20 protein-coding genes are annotated in these 21,853 nt (G+C 55.4%); 10 read left to right on the forward strand and 10 right to left on the reverse strand.

The annotated features are described in order from the left end of the window. The first annotated feature begins 123 nt into the window (after nucleotides 1-123). Nucleotides 124-654, forward strand: a complete 531-nt coding sequence (gene ssb1 / locus ACW9E7_RS00460; RefSeq protein ID WP_023310055.1) for a single-stranded DNA-binding protein SSB1 — start codon at nucleotides 124-126, stop codon at nucleotides 652-654. 61 nt (nucleotides 655-715) lie between these two features. On the opposite strand, the gene ACW9E7_RS00465 is transcribed toward ssb1, so the two are convergent. Continuing rightward, on the reverse strand, nucleotides 716-997 hold the full coding sequence (locus ACW9E7_RS00465; RefSeq protein ID WP_458727072.1) for a YjcB family protein: 282 nt from the start codon (nucleotides 995-997) through the stop codon (nucleotides 716-718). A 644-nt stretch (nucleotides 998-1,641) separates the two neighbouring features. Here ACW9E7_RS00465 and ACW9E7_RS00470 point away from each other — a divergent pair. Then, entirely contained in the window at nucleotides 1,642-3,207 is a 1,566-nt protein-coding gene (locus ACW9E7_RS00470; protein ID WP_111964200.1) for an EAL domain-containing protein, read from the forward strand. A gap of 6 nt (nucleotides 3,208-3,213) precedes the next feature. On the opposite strand, the gene soxS is transcribed toward ACW9E7_RS00470, so the two are convergent. After that, entirely contained in the window at nucleotides 3,214-3,540 is a 327-nt protein-coding gene (gene soxS, locus ACW9E7_RS00475) for a superoxide response transcriptional regulator SoxS (protein ID WP_008503387.1), read from the reverse strand. A gap of 98 nt (nucleotides 3,541-3,638) precedes the next feature. On the opposite strand from soxS, the gene soxR reads away from it, so the two are divergent. The 4 genes from soxR to ACW9E7_RS00495 all read left to right on the forward strand — a co-directional run bounded on the left by soxR (nucleotide 3,639) and on the right by ACW9E7_RS00495 (nucleotide 8,497). Beyond that, nucleotides 3,639-4,097, forward strand: coding sequence for a redox-sensitive transcriptional activator SoxR (gene soxR / locus ACW9E7_RS00480; RefSeq protein WP_008503388.1), 459 nt, complete (start codon nucleotides 3,639-3,641; stop codon nucleotides 4,095-4,097). 288 nt (nucleotides 4,098-4,385) lie between these two features. After that, complete coding sequence (locus ACW9E7_RS00485; RefSeq protein ID WP_115876910.1) at nucleotides 4,386-5,057, forward strand: glutathione S-transferase family protein; 672 nt, start codon at nucleotides 4,386-4,388, stop codon at nucleotides 5,055-5,057. Nucleotides 5,058-5,350: 293 nt separating this feature from the next. Then, entirely contained in the window at nucleotides 5,351-6,700 is a 1,350-nt protein-coding gene (ghxP, locus tag ACW9E7_RS00490) for a guanine/hypoxanthine transporter GhxP (protein WP_115876909.1), read from the forward strand. Nucleotides 6,701-6,850: 150 nt separating this feature from the next. After that, nucleotides 6,851-8,497 (forward strand): Na+/H+ antiporter, encoded by a 1,647-nt coding sequence (locus tag ACW9E7_RS00495; RefSeq protein ID WP_008503391.1) that lies wholly within the window; start codon nucleotides 6,851-6,853, stop codon nucleotides 8,495-8,497. A 66-nt stretch (nucleotides 8,498-8,563) separates the two neighbouring features. On the opposite strand, the gene ACW9E7_RS00500 is transcribed toward ACW9E7_RS00495, so the two are convergent. Beyond that, the gene (locus ACW9E7_RS00500; RefSeq protein ID WP_133293593.1) at nucleotides 8,564-9,451 is read right to left on the reverse strand and encodes a LysR family transcriptional regulator; all 888 of its coding nucleotides are present in this window, start codon (nucleotides 9,449-9,451) and stop codon (nucleotides 8,564-8,566) included. 102 nt (nucleotides 9,452-9,553) lie between these two features. Here ACW9E7_RS00500 and ACW9E7_RS00505 point away from each other — a divergent pair, with 102 nt between their 5' ends. Together ACW9E7_RS00505 and ACW9E7_RS00510 are read left to right on the forward strand one after the other, a co-directional pair. Then, nucleotides 9,554-9,964: a CidA/LrgA family protein gene (locus tag ACW9E7_RS00505; protein WP_021242769.1), complete on the forward strand. Its 411-nt coding sequence runs from the start codon at nucleotides 9,554-9,556 to the stop codon at nucleotides 9,962-9,964. Next, nucleotides 9,957-10,646, forward strand: coding sequence for an LrgB family protein (locus ACW9E7_RS00510; protein ID WP_458727073.1), 690 nt, complete (start codon nucleotides 9,957-9,959; stop codon nucleotides 10,644-10,646). Before ACW9E7_RS00505 ends, ACW9E7_RS00510 begins: the two co-directional genes overlap by 8 nt. 32 nt (nucleotides 10,647-10,678) lie before the next feature. On the opposite strand, the gene actP is transcribed toward ACW9E7_RS00510, so the two are convergent. From actP to acs, 3 genes are all read right to left on the reverse strand, one after another. Then, on the reverse strand, nucleotides 10,679-12,328 hold the full coding sequence (gene actP / locus ACW9E7_RS00515) for a cation/acetate symporter ActP (RefSeq protein ID WP_274241769.1): 1,650 nt from the start codon (nucleotides 12,326-12,328) through the stop codon (nucleotides 10,679-10,681). Next, nucleotides 12,325-12,639 carry a DUF485 domain-containing protein gene (locus ACW9E7_RS00520; RefSeq protein WP_008503396.1) on the reverse strand — a complete coding sequence of 105 codons (315 nt, stop codon included), beginning with the start codon at nucleotides 12,637-12,639 and terminating at the stop codon, nucleotides 12,325-12,327. The genes actP and ACW9E7_RS00520 overlap by 4 nt, the downstream gene beginning before the upstream one ends. 82 nt (nucleotides 12,640-12,721) lie before the next feature. Continuing rightward, nucleotides 12,722-14,680: an acetate--CoA ligase gene (gene acs / locus ACW9E7_RS00525; protein ID WP_458727074.1), complete on the reverse strand. Its 1,959-nt coding sequence runs from the start codon at nucleotides 14,678-14,680 to the stop codon at nucleotides 12,722-12,724. Between the two features lie 423 nt (nucleotides 14,681-15,103). Between acs and gltP the strand changes: the two genes are divergently transcribed. Then, a complete protein-coding gene (gene gltP, locus ACW9E7_RS00530; protein ID WP_024906735.1) occupies nucleotides 15,104-16,417 on the forward strand; it encodes a glutamate/aspartate:proton symporter GltP in 1,314 nt (437 codons plus the stop codon). Nucleotides 16,418-16,470: 53 nt separating this feature from the next. Here the strand turns inward: gltP and ACW9E7_RS00535 are convergent, their stop codons facing one another. The 3 genes from ACW9E7_RS00535 to fdhF all read right to left on the reverse strand — a co-directional run bounded on the left by ACW9E7_RS00535 (nucleotide 16,471) and on the right by fdhF (nucleotide 19,889). Then, the gene (locus ACW9E7_RS00535; protein WP_458727075.1) at nucleotides 16,471-17,145 is read right to left on the reverse strand and encodes a tetratricopeptide repeat protein; all 675 of its coding nucleotides are present in this window, start codon (nucleotides 17,143-17,145) and stop codon (nucleotides 16,471-16,473) included. 121 nt (nucleotides 17,146-17,266) lie between these two features. Beyond that, complete coding sequence (locus ACW9E7_RS00540) at nucleotides 17,267-17,419, reverse strand: Hok/Gef family protein (protein WP_059386360.1); 153 nt, start codon at nucleotides 17,417-17,419, stop codon at nucleotides 17,267-17,269. A gap of 322 nt (nucleotides 17,420-17,741) precedes the next feature. Further along, nucleotides 17,742-19,889: a formate dehydrogenase subunit alpha gene (gene fdhF / locus ACW9E7_RS00545; RefSeq protein ID WP_458727076.1), complete on the reverse strand. Its 2,148-nt coding sequence runs from the start codon at nucleotides 19,887-19,889 to the stop codon at nucleotides 17,742-17,744. A gap of 256 nt (nucleotides 19,890-20,145) precedes the next feature. On the opposite strand from fdhF, the gene ACW9E7_RS00550 reads away from it, so the two are divergent. Further along, nucleotides 20,146-20,877, forward strand: coding sequence for a response regulator (locus tag ACW9E7_RS00550; RefSeq protein WP_458727077.1), 732 nt, complete (start codon nucleotides 20,146-20,148; stop codon nucleotides 20,875-20,877). 3 nt (nucleotides 20,878-20,880) lie between these two features. On the opposite strand, the gene lpxO is transcribed toward ACW9E7_RS00550, so the two are convergent. Beyond that, nucleotides 20,881-21,789, reverse strand: coding sequence for a lipid A hydroxylase LpxO (lpxO, locus tag ACW9E7_RS00555; protein ID WP_115876902.1), 909 nt, complete (start codon nucleotides 21,787-21,789; stop codon nucleotides 20,881-20,883). Nucleotides 21,790-21,853: the final 64 nt, after the last annotated feature.

Raw genomic sequence — 21,853 nt, forward strand, 5'->3', positions numbered from 1 at the left:
CTGTGTAACAATGTTGAGTTGCGGGAGAACTCTGGAACGTGCTACGCAACTATCAAAGTGCAGCATGGAAATGGTACACTCGCGCGTTTACACTATTAAGAAACGTATTCAGGAGACACGAACATGGCCAGCAGAGGCGTAAACAAGGTGATTCTCGTCGGTAATCTGGGCCAGGACCCGGAAGTACGCTACATGCCGAGTGGTGGCGCAGTTGCCAACATTACGCTGGCTACTTCCGAATCCTGGCGTGATAAAGCGACCGGTGAGATGAAAGAGCAGACCGAATGGCACCGCGTTGTGCTGTTTGGCAAACTGGCCGAAGTGGCCGGAGAATATCTGCGTAAAGGTTCTCAGGTCTATATCGAAGGCCAGCTGCGTACCCGCAAATGGACCGATCAGTCCGGTGCTGAGAAGTACACGACTGAAGTCGTGGTTAACGTCGGCGGCACCATGCAGATGCTGGGGGGCCGTCAGGGCGGTGGCGCACCTGCAGGTGGCGGTCAGAGCCAGCAGCAGGGCGGTTGGGGTCAGCCTCAGCAGCCGCAGGGTGGCAACCAGTTCAGCGGCGGCGCACAGTCTCGTCCGCAGCAGCAGTCTGCTCCGGCGCCGTCTAACGAACCGCCAATGGATTTCGACGACGACATTCCGTTCTGATTCCCGCGTGCTAAAACAAAAAACCCAGACCATCGTCTGGGTTTTTTTATTCCGTAAGGGATCAGGTAATCACCATCGGCCAGTCTGGCGGCGTGTGGCTCATCGCCTCAACCATCACCACTTTAATATTTTCCCAGACGGCGGCCATATCCAGCAGGGTGATACCAAGCAGACCCGTTGCAAACCAGCAGGCCGCACCCAGCCCCAGCAGGGTGCTGATGACAGCAAGACCCGCATAGTCAGATTTACGAAACTGAATGTTCAGCGTGCTGGCTAAAAACATCAGTACCGCACTTAACAAAGGCCAGCGCATGAGAACCATGCTGGTAGTAATGGTTGCCATAAAACCCATCCTCTACAAATCAGACGAACTGCATGAAACAGTGTTTCTCGTTACAAAATATGTGTGAACTATATCACAATTGATGATTTATTCGCCAGTGCCTGTGCGATCAAAAAAGAGGATTTTATTCCCCAGGAAAAGCGATTCTGTAGGCAGGACCAGCCTCGGCGCATGAGGAGATGAACCCACAACGTGCCGGAAACGCCCGTCGGGCAAGTGGGGATACCGCAAATTCGGTTTTTATAACAGGGGCGTTATTCTCCGCCATTACTGAAAATAGTGTGGTAAAGACCGATTATTTATAAATCATCAAACACAGTACCTGGAGCAAATAGCATAAAACGTCATGACGATGTTGTACTTTTTTCATGCTGTTAGACGTTTGGCTTAATCAACGATCGTCTGTTGTGTTATCTTTCCGTCGGCCCCGGCGGGCTGGATAATTATTTCCCTTAATTGAAACGGAACGAATACTTACAGTTTAACTTACGGGAAAATATTATCGTCATAACGAAATTTAAGATTTTTAATACTAAAAGTCAGTTGCTAACTTTGCATGATTCATGCAACGTAATCACCTGTTTAACAAAGCATCCGGCCTTCATTACTACAGGCGTACAACATGCAGGGATATAGGGCGGGAAATGAATCGTAGCGCGCGGCGCAAAATGCTCAGGGTGGTAGGGATCATCATGGTAGTTATGCTGCCGGTGATGCTTGCCCTATGGTTTGCCCAGCTACGCGCCGTGTCTGAAACAAGCGCACAGCTACGCACATTTGCTGAACTGGCTTTAGACAAAACAGAGCTGGTTATTCAACAGGTTGAGCTGGCCCGGGACGAGGCTGAAAAATATCAGGGTGAGCTTTGCACGCCGGGACACCGTCAATATATGCTGAACGTTGTTCGTGGCCGCCTGTTTGTCGCCGATTTAATTTACGCTGAAGGTCAGAATTTTCTTTGTTCGACCGTTTTTACACCGGATCATCCCTACGCCATTCCTGTCGCTAATTACACGCGTAAACCTGACGTCGCTATCTATTATTATCGCGATACCCCATTTTATACTGGCTATAAAATGACATATATGCAGCGCGGAAATTATGTGGTGGTCGTCAATCCGCTTTCATACAGCGAAGTCATGTCAGCGGATCATTCTCTCTCGTGGGGTGTGTACGACACGGTAACCAATGCTTTCTTTTCGGTTAGCCAGAAAGCCAATGTTTCTTTATTAAATTCGATGATTCGAGATAAGGAATCGGTATTTCAAAAAGATAACCGCTTTTATACGATCGTAACGTCCCCCAAAAGACCTATTGCGGCCATTGTGTCGACATCGAATAAACGCTTTTATGAAACGCTTTATCACCAGGCGACGTTGACGCTACCGCTGGGCATGATCTGCAGCATTATTATTTTGCTGGTATGGTCCCGTACCCATCGTGAGCTTAATTCGCCGGGGCGCTTACTGCACCGGGCGCTGAACAAGCGACAGCTTTGCGTCCACTATCAGCCGATTATTGATATCAAGAACAACCAGTGTGTGGGTGCGGAAGCGTTGTTACGCTGGCCGGGTTTTAACGGGCAGGTGATGAGCCCGGCTGAGTTTATTCCGCTGGCGGAAAATGAGGGAATGAGCGAGCGGATTACGGACTATGTCGTTGAGGAGGTGTTCAACGATCTGGGCCATTTCCTGGCGGAGCATCCGCATCTCTATATTTCGATTAACCTGTCGGCCACGGATTTCCACTCCTCGCGGCTGATCGCCATGATTTCCGACAAGGCTCGCCACTACGCCGTCCGCGCGCAGCAAATCAAAATTGAAGTGACGGAACGTGGTTTTATCGATGTGCCAAAAACCACGCCGGTGATTCAGGCTTTCCGTCAGGCTGGTTATGAAGTCGCGATCGATGACTTCGGTACCGGCTACTCGAACCTGCACAACCTCTACTCGCTGAACGTGGATATCCTGAAGATCGATAAATCGTTTATCGATACCTTAACGACCAACAGTACCAGCCACCTGATCGCCGAGCATATTATCGAGATGGCGCAGAGCCTGCGCCTGAAAACCATTGCGGAAGGGGTAGAGACGGCAGAGCAGGTGAGCTGGCTGTTGAAGCGCGGCGTCCAGTTTTGTCAGGGATGGCACTTCGCGAAAGCGATGCCGCCCCAGGAATTTATGACCTGGCAGCAGCAGCCTTTGCACTGAGAGTGATTAATTCAACTGGTGGCGATAGTCGCTCGGCGTACGGTCAAATTCGCGGCGAAACACGCGGGAAAAGGTTTGTTGCGACACATAGCCAAGATCCATCGCGATATCAAAAATGGGCCGCTGCGTTGAGCGTAGCGCCTGCGCTGCCAGCAGAAGTCTTCGCTGGCGAATGTACTCACCCAGCGTCTGATGCATGACCGTGCGGAACATTCTCTGTAAATACCATTTCGAATAGCCCGACTTTTTAGCGACCACATCAATGTTCAACGGTTGGTCGATATGGTCATCAATCCATTCAATAAGCGTCTGAATAATCTGCTGATGCGACATAAGGTTGCCCCTCTGTAGATACAACTATCTCGGTTAATTCGTCGTTTTCTCTGCGGGGGAGTATAATTCCTCAAGTTAACTTGAGGTAAAGAGGTTTTATGGAAAAGAGATTGCCGCGAATAAAAGCGCTTTTAACCCCCGGCGAAGTGGCAAAGCGAAGCGGCGTAGCGGTATCGGCGCTCCACTTCTATGAAAGCAAAGGGTTAATCAAGAGCATCCGTAACGGGGGTAACCAGCGTCGCTATACGCGCGACGTGCTCCGCTACGTGGCGATAATCAAAATTGCGCAACGAATCGGAATTCCCCTGGCCACGATCGGCGAGGCGTTTGGCGTGCTGCCGGAAGGGCATACGCTGAGTCCGAAAGAGTGGAAAGAGCTGTCGTCCCAGTGGCGTGAAGAGCTGGACAGGCGTATTCACACGCTGGTCGCTCTGCGTGACGAGCTGGATGGCTGCATCGGCTGCGGCTGCCTGTCGCGCAGCGACTGCCCGCTGCGTAACCCCGGCGACAAACTGGGCGAGCAGGGGACGGGGGCGCGGCTGCTGGAAGAGGATTGAGATTGCGCGGCAAAAAGCACATAAAGAACTAAAGCGCCACATAAGGGCGCTTTAGTTTTTCCCGGTCTTTGTCTTTCACTCTATCCCGCTGGTTCACGGGAGGGTTTCCCCCGACGTCAGCACCCCTCAGTGTCGAGCTGGTTGGGGAGGTTCCGGATTGTGCTGACACTTTAATTCTATGCAAGACCCGTTTTTTCGCCAGCGTCGCTGATCGGTTTTTAGCCGAATTTTTTTCGCGGTGTTGTTCAATTTTCTATAGTTAAAAAGTATGAATAACAGGAGAAAGCCATGCTCACGGTACACCACCTTAACCAGTCGCGCTCGCACCGCGCGATCTGGGCGCTGGAAGAACTCGGCCTGCCTTATGAGATCGTTCACTATCAGCGCCAAAAAAACATGCTGGCGCCGGAGGCTCTCAAAAAGGTACATCCGTTGGGTAAATCACCGGTTATCGAAGATAACGGGCTGATCCTTGCGGAGTCTGGCGCCATTCTGGAGTACCTGCAGGAAACTTACGATCCCGAGTCGCGGCTTAAGCCTTTAGATCCGGCGCATAAGGTGCAGTACCGCTTCTGGCTGCACTACGCGGAAGGATCGCTGATGCCGCTGTTGTTAATGAAGCTGGTCTTCAGCAGCCTCGGAAAACCGCCGGTGCCGTTTGGTATCCGAACCCTGGGGAAAGCGCTGGGGCAGGGGGTGCAGAAAGCGTACCTCAACCGCCAGCTGGAAACCCATGCGCGCTTTATTGAATCACATCTGGCTAAAAACAGCTGGTTTGCCGGGGATACGCTCAGCATGGCCGACATCCAGATGAGCTTTCCGATTTTTGCCCTGCTGGCGCGCGGCGGTATTAACAACCTGCCGCATATTCAGGCATGGAAAAGTAAGGTTGAGAACAGCCCTGGCTGGCAAAGAACTCTGGAGCAAGGGGGGCCGTTATCCATCCCGGGTGAGGATTAAATGTAAACAAATTGCGCATTGACGATAACGTTTGCGCATCCTCTGTTTATTTCTTCAGCGTCATAAGTGAATTTTAGCGAAAAACGATAAAGTTCAGTTGAAAAGGGCGGGGATTAGGCTGGATAATCGTTTGCCTTAATTTGACCACCCGTTTGTAAGCGCGGAGCTAAACGTTTGCTTTTTTTGTGACGCCCTTTCGTCGCAAACGCAACACAAGGATTTGACGTTTAGCTGGCAGTGGCGTCTCCACCTCGCTTACGGACTTCCTAAAAAACTCTCAGGGGATGTTTTCTATGTCTACGCCATCTGCGCGTACTGGCGGTTCACTTGACGCCATGTTTAAAATTTCGGCCCGCGGCAGCACCGTGCGTCAGGAAATCGTTGCTGGTTTGACAACGTTTCTGGCGATGGTTTATTCCGTCATCGTTGTGCCGGGCATGCTGGGCAAAGCGGGCTTCCCGCCAGCGGCTGTCTTTGTAGCGACCTGTCTTGTGGCCGGCGTGGGCTCTATCGTGATGGGCCTGTGGGCGAACCTGCCGCTGGCGATTGGTTGCGCCATCTCCCTGACCGCGTTTACCGCGTTCAGCCTGGTGCTGGGTCAGCACATCAGCGTACCGGTTGCGCTGGGCGCCGTGTTCCTGATGGGTGTGCTGTTTACCATTATTTCAGCGACCGGCATCCGTAGCTGGATCTTGCGAAACCTGCCGCAGGGCGTGGCGCACGGTACCGGCATCGGCATCGGCCTGTTCCTGCTGCTGATCGCCGCCAACGGCGTCGGTCTGGTCATCAAGAACCCGCTGGACGGCCTGCCGGTGGCGCTCGGCCATTTCGCCAGCTTCCCGGTGATCATGTCGCTGATCGGCCTGGCGGTGATTATCGGTCTGGAAAAACTGAAAGTCCCGGGCGGCATTCTGCTGACCATTATCGGCGTGTCGATTGTGGGCCTGATTTTCGATCCGAACGTCCACTTCTCCGGCATTTTCGCCATGCCGTCGCTGAGCGATGACAAAGGCAACTCCCTGATTGGCAGCCTGGATATCGTTGGCGCGCTGAACCCGGTGATCCTCCCAAGCGTGCTGGCGCTGGTGATGACCGCCGTGTTTGACGCGACCGGTACTATTCGTGCGGTGGCCGGTCAGGCGAACCTGCTGGATAAAGACGGTCAGATTATTGACGGCGGCAAAGCGCTGACCACTGACTCCCTGAGCAGCGTCTTCTCTGGTCTGGTGGGTGCGGCGCCTGCGGCGGTATACATCGAGTCCGCGGCGGGTACGGCGGCAGGCGGTAAAACCGGCCTGACGGCGATCACCGTCGGCGTGCTGTTCATGCTGATCCTGTTTCTCTCTCCACTCTCGTACCTGGTTCCGGCGTACGCGACCGCGCCAGCGCTGATGTACGTTGGCCTGCTGATGCTGAGCAACGTGGCGAAAATCGACTTTGCGGATTTTGTGGACGCGATGTCTGGCCTGATTACTGCGGTCTTCATCGTACTGACCTGTAACATCGTGACCGGCATTATGATCGGCTTCGCGTCGCTGGTGATCGGTCGTCTGGTCTCCGGTGAATGGCGCAAGCTGAACGTTGGCACCGTTGTTATCGCCGTTGCGCTGGTGGCGTTCTACGCGGGCGGCTGGGCAATCTAAGTTGTCCTTTGATGCGAAAACGGGTGGCTCAGGCCGCCCGTTTTTATTTTCAGGACTCATCCTGTTGCCTTTTGCGTTACTCTGGGGAAGATAGAATAAAAGGCACGACGCCTTCCGGAGTACATAAGCAACACAGCAAACAGGGAACGCATGGAAATCTTCTTCACAATACTCATCATGACCCTTGTGGTCTCGCTATCCGGGGTGGTTACACGCGTACTGCCCTTTCAGGTCCCCCTGCCATTAATGCAAATTGCCATCGGCGCGCTGCTGGCGTGGCCGACGTTTGGCCTGCACGTGGAATTTGACCCCGAACTGTTCCTCGTGCTGTTTATTCCGCCACTGCTGTTTGCCGATGGCTGGAAAACGCCCACGCGCGAATTCCTTGAGCACGGGCGAGAGATCTTCGGCCTGGCGCTTGCGCTGGTGGTGGTCACCGTCGTCGGGATTGGTTTCCTGATCTACTGGACGGTGCCGGGCATTCCGTTAATACCGGCTTTTGCGCTGGCCGCCGTGCTGTCGCCAACCGATGCCGTGGCGCTGTCCGGCATTGTGGGTGAAGGCCGTATTCCGAAGAAAATCATGGGGATTTTACAGGGTGAGGCGCTGATGAACGACGCCTCCGGCCTGGTCGCCCTGAAGTTTGCCGTGGCCGTAGCGATGGGTACGATGGTCTTTACCGTCGGCGGCGCAACGCTGGAATTCTTCAAGGTGGCGATTGGCGGTATTCTCGCAGGCTTCGTGGTGAGCTGGCTGTACGGCCGCTCGCTGCGCTTCCTCAGCCGCTGGGGCGGCGATGAACCCGCTACGCAGATCGTACTGCTGTTCCTGCTGCCGTTTGCCTCTTATCTGATTGCCGAACATATCGGCGTGTCGGGCATTCTGGCAGCGGTTGCGGCAGGGATGACCATTACCCGTTCCGGCGTAATGCGCCGCGCGCCGCTGGCCATGCGCCTGCGTGCAAACAGCACCTGGGCCATGCTGGAGTTTGTCTTTAACGGCATGGTGTTCCTGCTCCTGGGCCTGCAGCTGCCTGGCATTATGGAGTCCTCGCTGGTGGCGGCGGAGGCCGACCCGAACGTTGAGGTCTGGATGCTGTTTACCGACATCGTGCTGATCTACCTGGCGCTGATGCTGGTTCGTTTCGGCTGGCTGTGGACGATGAAAAACTTCAGCGTCCGCTTCCTGAAGAAAAAACCGATGGAGTTCGGCTCGTGGACAACGCGTGAACTGCTGATTGCCTCTTTTGCGGGCGTACGCGGGGCGATCACCCTTGCCGGTGTGCTCTCCATTCCGCTGCTGCTGCCGACAGGCGATGTCTTCCCGGCGCGCTACGAGCTGGTCTTCCTGGCGGCGGGCGTGATTCTCTTCTCACTGTTTGTCGGCGTGATTATGCTGCCGATCCTGCTGCAGCATATTGATGTCGGCGATTCGACCCAGCAGCACAAGGAAGAGCGCATTGCGCGTGCCGCCACCGCCGAAGTGGCCATTGTCGCCATCCAGAAAATGGAAGAGCGTCTGGCCGCGGATGCGGAAGAGAACATCGATAATCAGCTGCTGACGGAAGTGAGTTCCCGCGTAATTGGTAACCTTCGCCGCCGCGCTGACGGGCGTAACGATGTGGAAAGCTCGCTGCAGGAGGAGAACCTGGAACGCCGGTTCCGTCTGGCAGCGCTGCGCTCAGAGCGTGCCGAACTGTACCACCTGCGCGCCACGCGCCAGATCAGCAACGAGACGCTGCAAAAGCTGCTGCACGATCTGGACCTGCTGGAAGCGCTGTTGATAGAGAATCAGTAGCGCTGTTTTTGCCCCTCACCCTAGCCCTCTCCCCACAGGGGAGAGGGAACCGATCGAGCCCAGGGGTTAGGGTGTGGGCACCCAAAACCCCTCACAACACTGCAGCCACGCCTGCGCGCTCTGCGACAAATAGACCCCTTCACGCCAGATCATGCCCAGTTGCCAGTGTAGATCGCTCTCCAGTGGGATCCAGCGCAGCGTGTTTTTATCCAGACGCTCGCAAATCGGCTGCGGCAGAATGGCAATCCCCACGCCGGCCTGCACCATCGCCGCCAGGAAATCCCACTGTCCGCTGCGCACCGCAATGCGCGGCTTGACGTTATGTTGGTTAAACAGCGTCATCAGCTGGCGGCTGAGAGCGAAGTCTTCGTTGTAGATCAGCAGAGGATGCTCGCCGAGCAGTTCAGGCTTCACCGAGTTTAACTTCAGCCAGTCGCCGGAGCGGGGAACCAGCACGCACAGCGGGTGGCTAAAGAGCGGAAGCGTCGCCAGGCCGCTCTCTTCCTCAACGGGGAGGGCAGTCATGGCCACGTCGAGCTCGCCGTTAGTGACGGCCTGCTGGACGGTTAACCCGCCGAACTCTGAAATCTTCAGCTCTACGCCGGGATAGCGCTGGCGAAACAGGCTAATCGGCCCGGCCATCATCATCCCCACCATCGGTGGAATGCCGAGGCGAAGCACCCCTTTGGTCAGATGATTAATATCGTCCAGCTCTGCTTTCAGCTGGCGGAACTCCGCCAGAATCGCCAGCCCACGCTCGAACACCACGCGTCCGGTGTCGGTCAGCAGCAGCTTGCGCCCGTCGCGGATCAGCAGGGTACAGTTCAGTTCATCTTCGAGGTTTTTCAGCATCTTGCTGATGGTGGGCTGGGTAACAAACAACTTCTCCGCTGCGCGGGTAAAACTTTGCTGACGAACCACTTCGACAAAATAGCGCAGCGTTCTTATGTCCATGATTATTCCTCGAAACTATACCTTTGATGATTTTAATTCATTTCAGTCCACACCGTGCGCTCACTATACTGGCGCTTCGTCTCATTTTTGAGGAAAACCCCCATGGCCGTGGCGTTAAGCCGTGTTACGCCTGCCGTTGTACAACGACTCCAGGTCCCGGTTCAGGTACTGCTCTACGCGGGACTGTTTGTTTTCGCCGAATATCTTGTCGGCTGGCTCCACCTGCCGCTGCCTGCCAACCTGGTGGGGATGCTGCTGATGCTGACGCTCATCCTCTGTCGCGTGATCCCCCTTAACTGGGTGCGCGCCGGGGCGCGCTGGCTGCTGGCGGAGATGCTGCTGTTCTTTGTCCCTGCCGTGGTGGCGGTGGTGAACTATGCGCAGCTGCTGATGGTGGACGGCTGGCGAATCTTTGCGGTCATCGCGCTGAGTACGCTGATGGTGCTGGGGGCGACCGCCTGGGTTGTGGATAAAGTGTACCGGTTTGAAATCAGCAGGCACAAACATGACTAACTTTCAGATCAGCGTCCTGTGCCTGATCGCGACGCTCGGGATCTACTTTGCCAACAAGCGGCTGTATCGCCGTTTTCATGCCCTGCCGCTGATGCCGCTGGTCTTTACGCCGATCCTGCTGGTGCTGATGCTGGTCTTCGGCCATATCTCCTGGCAAAACTATATTGGTGAAGCCCACTGGCTGCTGTGGCTGCTCGGCCCGGCGACCATCGCCTTTGCCGTGCCCGTTTACGACAATCTGGCGATTATCAAACGCCACTGGATGTCGCTCAGCGCCGGCGTGATTACCGCCACGGTGGTCGCGGTCTGTAGCTCCGTCTGGCTGGCGCGGCTGTTTACGCTGCCCGACGAAATTCAGCGCAGCCTGGCCGTACGTTCGGTGACCACGCCGTTCGCGCTGGCGGCGGCTAAACCCCTCGGCGGACAACCGGACCTGGTGGCGCTGTTTGTGGTGGTGACGGGCGTCTTTGGGATGGCGGTGGGCGATATGCTCTTTCTGCGGCTTTCTATTCGGGAAGGAATGGCCAAAGGCGCGGGGTTTGGCGCGGCGTCGCACGGCGCGGGCACGGCACGTTCCTATGAGCTGGGCCAGCAGGAGGGCGTTGTCGCGAGCCTGGTCATGATGCTGTCGGGCGTGGTAATGGTGCTGGTTGCGCCGCTGGTGGCGTGGGTGATGTTTTAAGCTCCCCGGCCAGAATGACCGGGGAGAAAGGCTTAGTGCGCGCGGCCCTGCTCAACACCGAGACCGGTTTGTGAACGGATAAACTGGGCGCGGAATTTCTCACGCTCCAGGTTACCCTCCGGCGAATTGTCGGTGGCCGAGAAGACCCAGATACCGATAAACGCCACGGCAATAGAGAACAGCGCCGGGTATTCATACGGGAAGATGGCGCTTGCGTGACCGAGGATCTGCACCCAAATGGTTGGGCCCAGAATCATCAGGATCACCGCCGTCAGCAGCCCCAGCCAGCCGCCAATCATCGCCCCACGGGTGGTCAGTTTCGACCAGTACATGGAGAGCAGGATGATCGGGAAGTTACAGCTGGCCGCAATCGAGAAGGCCAGCCCCACCATAAAGGCGATGTTTTGCTTCTCGAACAGAATGCCCAACAGAATCGCCACGACGCCCAGCACCAGCACGGTAATTTTCGAGACCTTCAGTTCATCGCGCTCGCTTGCGCCTTTGCGGAAGACGTTGGCGTAGAGGTCATGCGAAACCGCCGACGCGCCGGCCAGCGTTAAACCCGCAACCACCGCAAGAATGGTGGCGAAGGCCACGGCGGAGATAAAGCCGAGGAACAGGTTGCCGCCCACCGCGTCCGCCAGATGCACCGCCGCCATGTTGTTACCGCCAATCAGCGCGCCCGCCGCGTCTTTAAACGCCGGGTTCGCCCCCACCAGCATGATCGCGCCAAAGCCGATGATGAAGGTCAGAATATAGAAGTAGCCCATGAAGCCGGTAGCGTAGAAGACGCTCTTGCGCGCTTCACGCGCATCGCTCACGGTGAAGAAGCGCATCAGTATATGCGGCAGACCCGCGGTACCGAACATCAGGCCGAGACCAAGCGAGAGTGCAGATATAGGGTCTTTCACCAGCCCGCCCGGGCTCATAATGGCTTCCCCTTTCGGGTGGACCGCCATCGCTTCGGTGAACAGGTTATTGAAGCTGAAGCCAACGTGCTTCATCACCATAAAGGCCATAAAGCTGGCGCCGAACAGCAGCAGAACGGCTTTGATGATCTGCACCCAGGTGGTGGCGAGCATGCCGCCGAACAGCACATACATCACCATCAGCACGCCCACCAGCACTACCGCGATGTGGTAGTTCAGGCCGAACAGCAGTTCGATCAATTTACCCGCGCCGACCATCTGCGCAATCAGGTACAGCGCCACTACCACCAGCGAGCCGCAGGCGGAGAGGGTGCGAATCGGCCCCTGCTTCAGGCGATACGAGGCCACGTCGGCGAAGGTATAGCGGCCCAGATTGCGCAGGCGCTCGGCAATCAGGAACAGAATGATCGGCCAGCCGACGAGGAAGCCGAGGGAGTAGATCAGGCCATCATAGCCGGAGGTGTACACCAGCGCGGAGATCCCGAGGAACGAGGCGGCGGACATAAAGTCACCCGCAATCGCCAGCCCGTTCTGGAAGCCGGTAATATTGCCGCCTGCGGTGTAGTAATCGTTACGGGAGCGCACGCGTTTCGACGCCCAGTAAGTGATGTACAGCGTCAGCACCACGAAAATCAGGAACATCACAATCGCCTGCCAGTTGGTTGGCTGGCGCTGTACCTCGCCGGTAATGGCATCCGCCGCGTGGGCGGCAAAGGGAAGTGTGGCGGCTAGCGCCGTCAGGACTCGCTTCATGATGCTTTTACCTCTTGCAGTACCGCTTTATTAAGACGATCGAATTCACCGTTCGCGCGCCAGACGTAGACGCCGGTTAGCACAAATGAAATCACGATCACGCCAATGCCAATGGGGATACCGCGCGTCACGCTGGTACCCTCGTGTAACGGGGTGCCCAGCCAGTGCGGCGCAAAGGCAATCAGCAGAATAAAGCCGACATAGATAATCAGCATGATGATGGAAAGGGTGAAGGCAAACCGTTGCCGCTTATCGACGAGCTCCCTGTAGTGCGCACTATTCTCTATCTGCTGACAAATATGGTCATTCATCACAGAGTCTCCAAAGGTAAGGTTGGTTTGTTTTTATCCCCTCTCCCCTATGGGGAGAGGGTGAGGGGAGAGGGAGAAATCACTAGGAAGGCATTGCGATGGTCTGCTTCTCTTCGAGCAGTTTTTCCACCACGCCAGGATCCGCGAGCGTTGAGGTATCACCGAGGTTGCTGGTGTCCCCTGCCGCGATTTTGCGCAAGATACGACGCATAATTTTGCCGGAGCGGGTTTTCGGCAGAGAGTCGGTCCAGTGCAACACGTCCGGCGTGGCCAGCGGGCCAATCTCTTTACGCACCCAGTTGCGCACTTCGGTATACAGCTCTGGCGACGGCTCTTCCCCGTGGTTCAGGGTGACGTACGCGTAAATCGCCTGGCCTTTAATGTTGTGCGGAATGCCCACAACAGCCGCTTCGGCAATCTTCGGATGCGACACCAGCGCAGATTCAATCTCCGCGGTGCCCAGACGGTGGCCGGAGACGTTCAGCACGTCGTCCACGCGTCCGGTAATCCAGTAATAGCCATCTTCATCACGGCGCGCGCCGTCGCCGCTGAAGTACATGTTTTTAAAGGTCGAGAAGTAGGTCTGCTCGAAGCGATCGTGATCGCCGAACAGGGTACGCGCCTGACCCGGCCACGAGTCCGTGATCACCAGGTTGCCTTCGGTGGCGCCTTCCAGCGGGTTGCCTTCGTTATCCACCAGCGCAGGCTGCACGCCGAAGAACGGACGGGTTGCCGAGCCCGCTTTCAGCTGAGTGGCGCCCGGCATCGGGGTGATCATAAAGCCGCCGGTTTCGGTCTGCCACCAGGTGTCCATGACCGGGCATTTCTCGTTGCCGATTTTCTTCCAGTACCACTCCCAGGCTTCCGGGTTGATTGGCTCACCCACGGAACCGAGGATGCGCAATGAAGAGCGGTCAGTGCCTTCGATGGCTTTATCGCCTTCCGCCATTAATGCGCGGATCGCCGTTGGCGCGGTGTAGAGAATATTGACCTGATGCTTGTCGACTACCTGACACATCCGCGCCGGAGTCGGCCAGTTCGGTACGCCCTCAAACATCAGCGTCGTTGCGCCACAGGCCAGCGGGCCGTACAGCAGGTAGCTGTGTCCGGTAACCCAGCCCACGTCGGCTGTACACCAGTAGATGTCGCCCGGATGGTAATCAAAGACGTATTTGAAGGTGGTGGCCGCGTAGACCAGATAGCCGCCGGTGGTGTGCAGCACGCCTTTCGGCTTACCGGTCGAGCCGGAGGTGTAAAGAATGAAGAGCGGATCTTCTGCGTTCATCTCTTCGGGCTGATGCTGGTCGCTCGCTTTTTCAATCAGGTCGCTCCACCACAGGTCACGCCCCTCGTGCCAGTCGATTTTGCCGCCGGTACGCTTAAGGACGATAACGTTGCTGACCGTTTTGACGTTCGGGTTTTTCAGCGCTTCGTCGACGTTTTTCTTCAGGGGGATTCCGCGTCCGGCGCGCACGCCTTCATCGGCTGTGATCACCAGTTTTGAACTGGAATCGACAATACGGCCCGCAACCGCTTCTGGTGAGAAACCGCCAAAGATAACGGAGTGGATCGCACCAATACGCGCGCAGGCCAGCATGGCTACCGCCGCTTCCGGCACCATCGGCATATAGATAGCGACCACATCGCCTTTTTTAATGCCTTTTTCCAGCAGGACGTTGGCGAAGCGGCACACGTCGCGGTGCAGTTCTTTATAGGTAATGTGTTTGCTCTGGGAGGCATCATCGCCTTCCCAGATAATCGCCGTCTCGTTTCCGCGCTCGGCAAGGTGACGATCAAGGCAGTTCGCCGCCAGGTTCAGGGTGCCATCTTCATACCATTTAATGGAGACATTGCCGGGCGCAAAGGAGGTGTTCTTCACCTTCTGGTAAGGTTTGATCCAGTCAAGGATATGACCCTGCTCACCCCAGAAGGTGTCCGGGGCGGTGATAGATTGCTGATATTTCTCGTGGTACTGCTCCGGGGTGATCAGGCAACGGTCCGCAATATTTGCGGGAATGTCATGTTTGTGTATTTGGCTCATGGCTTTTTTTCTCCTTGTAAGATGTTAATAATATGTCGCAAAAACGTTAATTGTAGGGGCTTTACAAGCTTTGTTTATTATTTGGGCTGCAGATCACGCATTGTTTGAAGAGTATGAAAATTGAGCGAATGAATCTTTGAAGGAAAATAATTTATGCTGACGATTATTCACATTTATGTTTAAAAAAGCGTTTTTATAACAAAAGGTTATTTATCAGAATTAGAACAAACTGCCGTCATCGTCGCTTTTGTGAGTGAAACGCGTCGTTCTTTAAGGCTTGCGCAACAGGTCGCGCAAATGATACTCATACGCCGCGTTAAAAAATCCCATAAACCAACGCAACACAATTCATACCCTTTCAGTATGTCTCCATATTCATGCAGTTTGAGTGAATAAGGCGCTTCATTGAGGAAGTCAGTTTCTATGAAAAACGTTAAAGTCAGCCTTGCCTGGCAGATCTTAATCGCCCTTGTGCTGGGCATCTTGCTGGGCAGTTACCTTCACTATCACAGCGACAGCCGCGAATGGCTGATTGCGAACCTGCTCTCACCGGCAGGGGATATCTTCATTCATCTGATCAAGATGATTGTGGTTCCGATTGTGATCTCGACGCTGGTGGTCGGTATTGCGGGCGTCGGCGATGCGAAGCAGTTAGGTCGTATTGGTGCAAAAACCATTATCTATTTCGAAGTGATCACTACGGTTGCGATCATTCTTGGTATCACTTTGGCGAACGTGTTCCAGCCGGGTTCCGGGATCGATATGTCGCAGCTGGCAACGGTGGATATTTCGAAATACCAAAGTACGACCGCTGACGTGCAGAGCCATGCGCATGGCCTGATGGGCACAATCCTGTCGCTGGTGCCGACCAACATCGTGGCGTCGATGGCGAAGGGCGAAATGCTGCCGATCATCTTCTTCTCGGTACTGTTTGGTCTGGGGCTCTCTTCTCTGCCCGCGACGCACCGTGAACCGCTGGTGACCGTGTTCCGCTCTATTTCCGAGACCATGTTTAAAGTGACCCACATGGTAATGCGTTACGCGCCGGTAGGGGTGTTTGCGCTTATCGCCGTCACCGTGGCGAACTTCGGTTTTGCCTCCCTGTGGCCGCTGGCGAAGCTGGTGATCCTGGTGCACTTCGCCATCCTGTTCTTCGCACTGGTGGTGCTGGGCATCGTGGCGCGTCTGTGCGGGCTGAGCATCTGGATCCTGATCCGTATCCTGAAAGATGAGCTGATTCTGGCCTACTCCACGGCAAGCTCTGAGAGCGTGCTGCCGCGTATTATTGAGAAGATGGAAGCCTACGGCGCGCCTGCCTCTATTACCAGCTTCGTGGTGCCGACCGGTTACTCCTTTAACCTGGATGGTTCCACGCTGTACCAGAGTATCGCCGCTATCTTTATTGCCCAGCTGTACGGCATTGACCTGTCGCTGTGGCAGGAGATCGTCCTGGTACTGACGCTGATGGTGACGTCTAAAGGTATCGCAGGCGTACCGGGCGTTTCGTTCGTGGTGCTGCTGGCGACGCTGGGCAGCGTAGGCATTCCGCTGGAAGGTCTGGCCTTTATCGCCGGTGTGGACCGTATCCTCGACATGGCGCGTACGGCGCTGAACGTGGTGGGTAATGCGCTGGCGGTGCTGGTTATAGCCAAATGGGAACACAAATTCGATCGTAAAAAGGCGCTGGCGTATGAACGCGAGGTGCTGGGTCGTTTTGATAAGACTGCTGACCAGTAATGTAACGTTGTCTTCCCTCTCCCCTTTGGGGAGAGGGTTAGGGTGAGGGGATTTTATTCCCCGCTCAACGCATCAAACTCTTCGCACCCCGTATCAAACCCTTCCGTACAGCTCAGGTTCAACCAGTACAGTGATTTCTGTTTATTGGGCGTGATAAAGCCTTTCTCACCCTGCCTGAACAGCATCCCAGCCCAATACTCGGCATAGCCGGTACGCGAAAGGGCTGAACTCCGCTTGAACCAGGAGGCAGCCTGCACGTCATCCTGCGCTACCTCACCGCCGTTGGCATAAATCAGCCCCAGGAGCAGTTGGGCATCGACCGCAGAGTCGCTGTCGATATCTTCGGTCGCCGTTTGCAGCAGTCTGATGGCCTGGGGATAGTCAGTTTTCCCCGCCTGAGTATTCACCAGAATGCGCGCCAGCATGATCGCACCGCGTTTGCTGCCAGCAATGTTTGCCTGTTGGGCCAGGGCTTTGGCCTGTGCGTAATCACCTTGCGTAAAGAGGATTTGCGAGAGCAACCCCATGGCGTCGACATCGCCGCCTTTCGCGGCTTTCTCGGCCCACAGCGCGGCCTGCTTGCTGTCGCCGGAGCTGAAGTACGTATCGGCAAGATAATACTGGGCGCGGGCATCGCCGGCTTCCGCCTGTTTCCGATACTGGCTGCCTATCTCATCCGCGCGGGCAAAGGACGTTAAAAACAATAACAACAGAAAAATGGCTTTCATGGACTCTTATCATCTGGGTACACGCCGCGCAGTATAATCGCGGGCGCAAAAGAAAAAAACGGGTGCATTAAGACCCCAGCATCCTACAAGCCGGGCGGAACCGTTGTTCCGCCCGTAGAGATTAGCCTGCGTTGCAGGCTAATTTTGCCGCCACCTCCTGATGCTCACTCTTTATTGAGAACTCGCAGAGCTTACCACGAGTAATAAAGGTAAAAATCACTATCGTCAGGCAAACAATAAAGACGATGCCTAACGCAGTTTTTAATGGCGTCATGCCTTTTACTCCTTGTCAAAAAAAGAATAAGAGGCTACTCTCAACCTGTTGGGAGTTGAGGGAGTAGCCTCGGGTAAATGAAAATTTCCCGGGGCTTTCCACTTTCTGTCCCTCAACAATGCTCAAGACAGAAAGTCTTAAGCACCCGCCGCACATCTTATCCCTCTGAATTAAAATGCAAAGATGTAATTCTATTCTGCGTAAATTACATTATTTCTGCGAGCCGCTTTACAAAATAATAATTTCTATTTCTTATGAATTAATTGGAAATAAAAAGGGAGTGAATATATCACTCCCTTTATTCAACGTTCAATTAACGGCTTTAACCGATTGCGCTTTCGCGCAGTCGGGATTTCAGCTTGTTATATTCCTCTATCACGTACTGTTCCGCCGCGTGCTGATCCGCAATCGGCTCAACGTTGACGGCACAGTATTTATACTCCGGCGTTTTGGTTATCGGGCTTAAGTTCTCCGTCACCAGCTCGTTGCAGGCACCAATCCACCACTGGTAGGTCATATAGACCGCCCCTTTGTTCGGGCGATCGCTGACCTGCGCGCGGGTGATGATCCGCCCTTTGCGCGAGTTCACCCACACCAGGGCTTCGTCCTCAATACCAAGGCGTTCAGCATCTGCGGTGTTGATTTGCGCATAGCCCGGTTCGTCCGCCAGCGCGGCCAGCGCGGCGCAGTTACCGGTCATTGAGCGGCAGGAGTAATGGCCCACTTCACGTACGGTGGAGAGCACCATCGGATACTCGTCGGTGAGTTTATCGATCGGCGCGACCCAGTCGCAGGTGAAGAACTGCGCCAGCCCGTTCGGGGTGTCGAATTTCTCCTTAAAGAGATAGGACGTGCCTTGATCGGCCTCTGACTCATCCCTGCACGGCCACTGGATGTACCCCAGCTCACCCATTTTTTCATAGGTGGCGCCGTAGAAGTCCGGACACAGACTGCGCAACTCGTCCCAGATCTCCTGGGTGTTGTTGTAGTGCATCGGGTAGCCCATGCGGGTGGCGATTTCGCTGATGATCTGCCAGTCCGTTTTCAGATCCCACTTCGGCTCGACCGCCTTGAAGAAGCGCTGGAAGCCGCGGTCCGCCGCCGTATAGACGCCTTCATGCTCGCCCCAGGAGGTCGACGGTAAAATCACATCCGCCGCCGCCGCAGTTTTGGTCATGAAGATATCCTGGACAATCACCAGCTCCAGATCCTCAAACCCTTTACGCACTGCAGAAAGCTCGGCGTCGGTCTGAAGCGGATCTTCACCCATGATGTAGGCCGCACGCACTTCGCCATGCGCCGCGCGGTGCGGCAGCTCGCTGATGCGATACCCGGTGTGTTCCGGCAGGCTTTCCACGCCCCAGGCCTTCGCGAACTTGGCGCGGTTTTCCGGAAACTTCACGTACTGGTAGCCCGGATAAGTATCCGGCAGCGCGCCCATATCGCAGGCGCCCTGCACGTTATTCTGACCACGCACCGGGTTCACGCCAACGTGGGCTTTACCCAGATTACCGGTCAGCATCGCGAGGCTGGTGAGCGAGCGCACGGTTTCCACGCCCTGGTAGAACTGGGTTACGCCCATACCCCAGAGAATGGCGGCGGTTTTTGCCCCGGCATACATTCTGGCCGCCTGACGAATCTCCTGTGCGCTGACACCGGTTATCGCTTCGACGGATTCAGGCGTATAGCCCTCGACTATTTTCTTATACTCTTCAAAGCCTTCTGTACGGGTCGCGACAAACGCCTGGTCGTACAGGTTCTCCTCAATAATGACGTGCCCCATTGCGTTCAACAGCGCGATGTTTGAGCCGTTTTTCAATGCAATGTGCATATCCGCAATGCGCGCGGTTTCAATTTTGCGCGGATCGCAGACGATGATTTTCGCCCCATTCTGTTTAGCGCGAATAACGTGGTTCGCGACGATAGGGTGAGAATCCGCCGGGTTATAACCAAAGATGAAGACGAGATCGGTATTATCTATCTCGTTGATGGCGTTACTCATTGCGCCGTTACCGACCGACTGGTGCAGACCTGCAACCGATGGGCCGTGTCAGACGCGAGCGCAGCAGTCGACGTTATTAGTACCAATAACGGCGCGCGCGAATTTTTGCATCACATAGTTGGTTTCATTTCCCGTCCCGCGGGAAGAGCCGGTAGTCTGGATGGCATCCGGGCCATACTTGGCCTTGATGGCGCTCAGGCGCGCGGCGACGTAATCCAGCGCCTCGTTCCAGGAGACGGCTTCCAGCTTGCCGCCGCGCTCGCGGCGGATCATAGGGGTTTTCAGGCGCGGGGTAAGGATTTGGGTATCGTTAATAAAATCCCAGCCGTAGTAACCTTTCAGGCACAGCGTGCCCTGATTGGTTTTCCCCTGTGCGGCCTCCGCCCGGACGATTTTGCCGTTATCGACCACCAGGTGGATCTTGCAACCTGAGGCACAATAAGGGCAAACCGTGACGACTTTTTTCATCAGTCTGCTCCAGTTAATCGAATCGTTCGCACCCACTATGCAGCTTCTATGCCATGTTTTTTGTATGGGTATCCCCTGACTTTACGGCCCATCCGGGGTGAAAACCCTGACAAAAAGCAGTCAATCGTCAAAATTGACGTGTCGACAGGGCGGCGGATGTGACATGGGTTGAATTTCCGTCACTGAAAAAACCTTTTGACTGGAGCCGACGGCAGAATAGTTCAGACTTAACATAATCCCCTGACGGAAGCATACGATGAAACCGGCGATTCTGGTGGTTGATGACGATACGGCAGTCTGCGAACTGCTTCAGGACGTGCTGAGCGAGCACGTCTTTAGCGTGCTTGTCTGCCATAACGGCCAGGATGCACTGCGGCAGGTGCAACAGGAGCCAAATATCGCGCTGGTACTGCTGGATATGATGCTGCCGGATATTAATGGACTGCAGGTTCTGCTGCAGCTGCAAAAGCAGCGTCCGGCGCTACCGGTTGTGATGTTAACCGGCCTGGGCAGCGAGTCAGACGTGGTGGTGGGGCTGGAGATGGGGGCCGACGATTATATTGGCAAGCCGTTCAACCCGCGCGTGGTGGTCGCCCGCGTAAAAGCGGTACTGCGCCGTACGGGCGTGCTGGCTGCGGATCCCTCCGCAGCGCCCGTTGCGGGCATTGCGTTTAACGGATGGACGCTTGATACCACCCGCTGCGAGCTGAGCGATCCGCAGCGTAATCCCGTCCCCTTAACCCAGGGCGAGTATGGCCTGCTGCTGGCGCTCACGCAGAATGCCCGTCGGGTGCTAAGCCGTGACAGGCTGCTTGAGCTGACCCACAGCGAAAGCGCCGACGTGTTCGACCGCACGATTGACGTGCTGATCATGCGCCTGCGCCGGAAAATAGAGGCTAACCCGCATCAGCCTGCGCTCATCAAAACCATTCGCGGGCTGGGTTACGTGTTTGCCACCGACGTGAGCCGGCCCGAGCAGGCGGCATAAGGCTTACGTTATTGCCGGAACAATGATGGCGGCAAAAATTGCGATGATGCACAGATACTTGAGGGCGTAATAGGCCTTACGGTTTCTTTTTTTCAGACGCTGCCCCCGCTCGCGGCCCGCATGAACGTATTTAAAAATGCGGTTTATGCCGCCGGTGCTGTCATTCTCGTCATTCGGTGAGCTGGCTGCAGACATCAGCGTGGTCCCCACCCAATGGTTAACCGCCTGCGCCCAGCGCCATTTCATCGGACGCTCAATATCGCAGAAGAGAATAATGCGCGTTTGATCCGATTTATTCTCTGCCCAGTGGACGTAGGTCTCATCAAAAATAACGGCTTCACCATCCCGCCAGCTGTGGCGCTGCCCGTCGACTTCAATAAAGCAGCGGTCGTCATTCGGTGTGAATAAGCCCAGATGGTAACGAACCGAGCCCGCGTACGGGTCCCGGTGCTTGCCAAGCTTTGCACCCGCCGGAAGCTCGGCAAACATGGCCGCCTTCACCGAGGGGATTTCACTCACCAGCCGGGTCGTCACCGGGCATAAAGACTGCGCGGAGGGATGGGCATCGGCATACCATTTCAGGTAAAACCGTTTCCAGCCGCGTTTAAAAAAGGTGTTAAAGCCGGCGTCGTTATTATTTTCCGCCGCCTTAATATGGTGCTGCAAACGCAGCGCCTCTTCGCGAATAATCAGCCAGTTTTCCGTCAGCTTATTTAATTCAGGAAAACGTTCTGTTTCAAAGAAAGGCTGCCTGGCGGGCAGGGAAGAAAAAGCCGTCATAAACATATTGATGGGCGCCATGAACGTCGAATGGTCGAAGAGCTGACGGGAAAGCGTCTGTTTTTCTTTGCCGCGTGAATGCGCATAAATAACGCTGATAATGAAAATACCGATGATGATGGCTGCGAACATTTTTCCCTTGTCCTCTTTCTATCTCATTTCGGAAAAGCGTGCGGACAGAGTGCTGCCCACGCCG

The organism is Enterobacter sp. H2G27 (genome assembly GCF_054403075.1).

What these genes read in the sequence shown, in the direction of transcription:
- actP (WP_274241769.1), bottom strand. Translation starts at nt 12,328, where the DNA reads ATGAAGCGAGTCCTGACGGCGCTAGCCGCCACACTTCCCTTTGCCGCC.
- soxR (WP_008503388.1), top strand. Translation starts at nt 3,639, where the DNA reads ATGGAAAAGAGATTGCCGCGAATAAAAGCGCTTTTAACCCCCGGCGAA.
- ACW9E7_RS00505 (WP_021242769.1), top strand. Translation starts at nt 9,554, where the DNA reads ATGGCCGTGGCGTTAAGCCGTGTTACGCCTGCCGTTGTACAACGACTC.
- ACW9E7_RS00520 (WP_008503396.1), bottom strand. Translation starts at nt 12,639, where the DNA reads ATGAATGACCATATTTGTCAGCAGATAGAGAATAGTGCGCACTACAGG.
- ghxP (WP_115876909.1), top strand. Translation starts at nt 5,351, where the DNA reads ATGTCTACGCCATCTGCGCGTACTGGCGGTTCACTTGACGCCATGTTT.
- ACW9E7_RS00470 (WP_111964200.1), top strand. Translation starts at nt 1,642, where the DNA reads ATGAATCGTAGCGCGCGGCGCAAAATGCTCAGGGTGGTAGGGATCATC.
- acs (WP_458727074.1), bottom strand. Translation starts at nt 14,680, where the DNA reads ATGAGCCAAATACACAAACATGACATTCCCGCAAATATTGCGGACCGT.
- ACW9E7_RS00500 (WP_133293593.1), bottom strand. Translation starts at nt 9,451, where the DNA reads ATGGACATAAGAACGCTGCGCTATTTTGTCGAAGTGGTTCGTCAGCAA.
- ACW9E7_RS00465 (WP_458727072.1), bottom strand. Translation starts at nt 997, where the DNA reads ATGGCAACCATTACTACCAGCATGGTTCTCATGCGCTGGCCTTTGTTA.
- ACW9E7_RS00485 (WP_115876910.1), top strand. Translation starts at nt 4,386, where the DNA reads ATGCTCACGGTACACCACCTTAACCAGTCGCGCTCGCACCGCGCGATC.
- ACW9E7_RS00540 (WP_059386360.1), bottom strand. Translation starts at nt 17,419, where the DNA reads ATGACGCCATTAAAAACTGCGTTAGGCATCGTCTTTATTGTTTGCCTG.
- ACW9E7_RS00510 (WP_458727073.1), top strand. Translation starts at nt 9,957, where the DNA reads ATGACTAACTTTCAGATCAGCGTCCTGTGCCTGATCGCGACGCTCGGG.
- soxS (WP_008503387.1), bottom strand. Translation starts at nt 3,540, where the DNA reads ATGTCGCATCAGCAGATTATTCAGACGCTTATTGAATGGATTGATGAC.
- ACW9E7_RS00550 (WP_458727077.1), top strand. Translation starts at nt 20,146, where the DNA reads ATGAAACCGGCGATTCTGGTGGTTGATGACGATACGGCAGTCTGCGAA.
- lpxO (WP_115876902.1), bottom strand. Translation starts at nt 21,789, where the DNA reads ATGTTCGCAGCCATCATCATCGGTATTTTCATTATCAGCGTTATTTAT.
- ACW9E7_RS00495 (WP_008503391.1), top strand. Translation starts at nt 6,851, where the DNA reads ATGGAAATCTTCTTCACAATACTCATCATGACCCTTGTGGTCTCGCTA.
- gltP (WP_024906735.1), top strand. Translation starts at nt 15,104, where the DNA reads ATGAAAAACGTTAAAGTCAGCCTTGCCTGGCAGATCTTAATCGCCCTT.
- ACW9E7_RS00535 (WP_458727075.1), bottom strand. Translation starts at nt 17,145, where the DNA reads ATGAAAGCCATTTTTCTGTTGTTATTGTTTTTAACGTCCTTTGCCCGC.
- ssb1 (WP_023310055.1), top strand. Translation starts at nt 124, where the DNA reads ATGGCCAGCAGAGGCGTAAACAAGGTGATTCTCGTCGGTAATCTGGGC.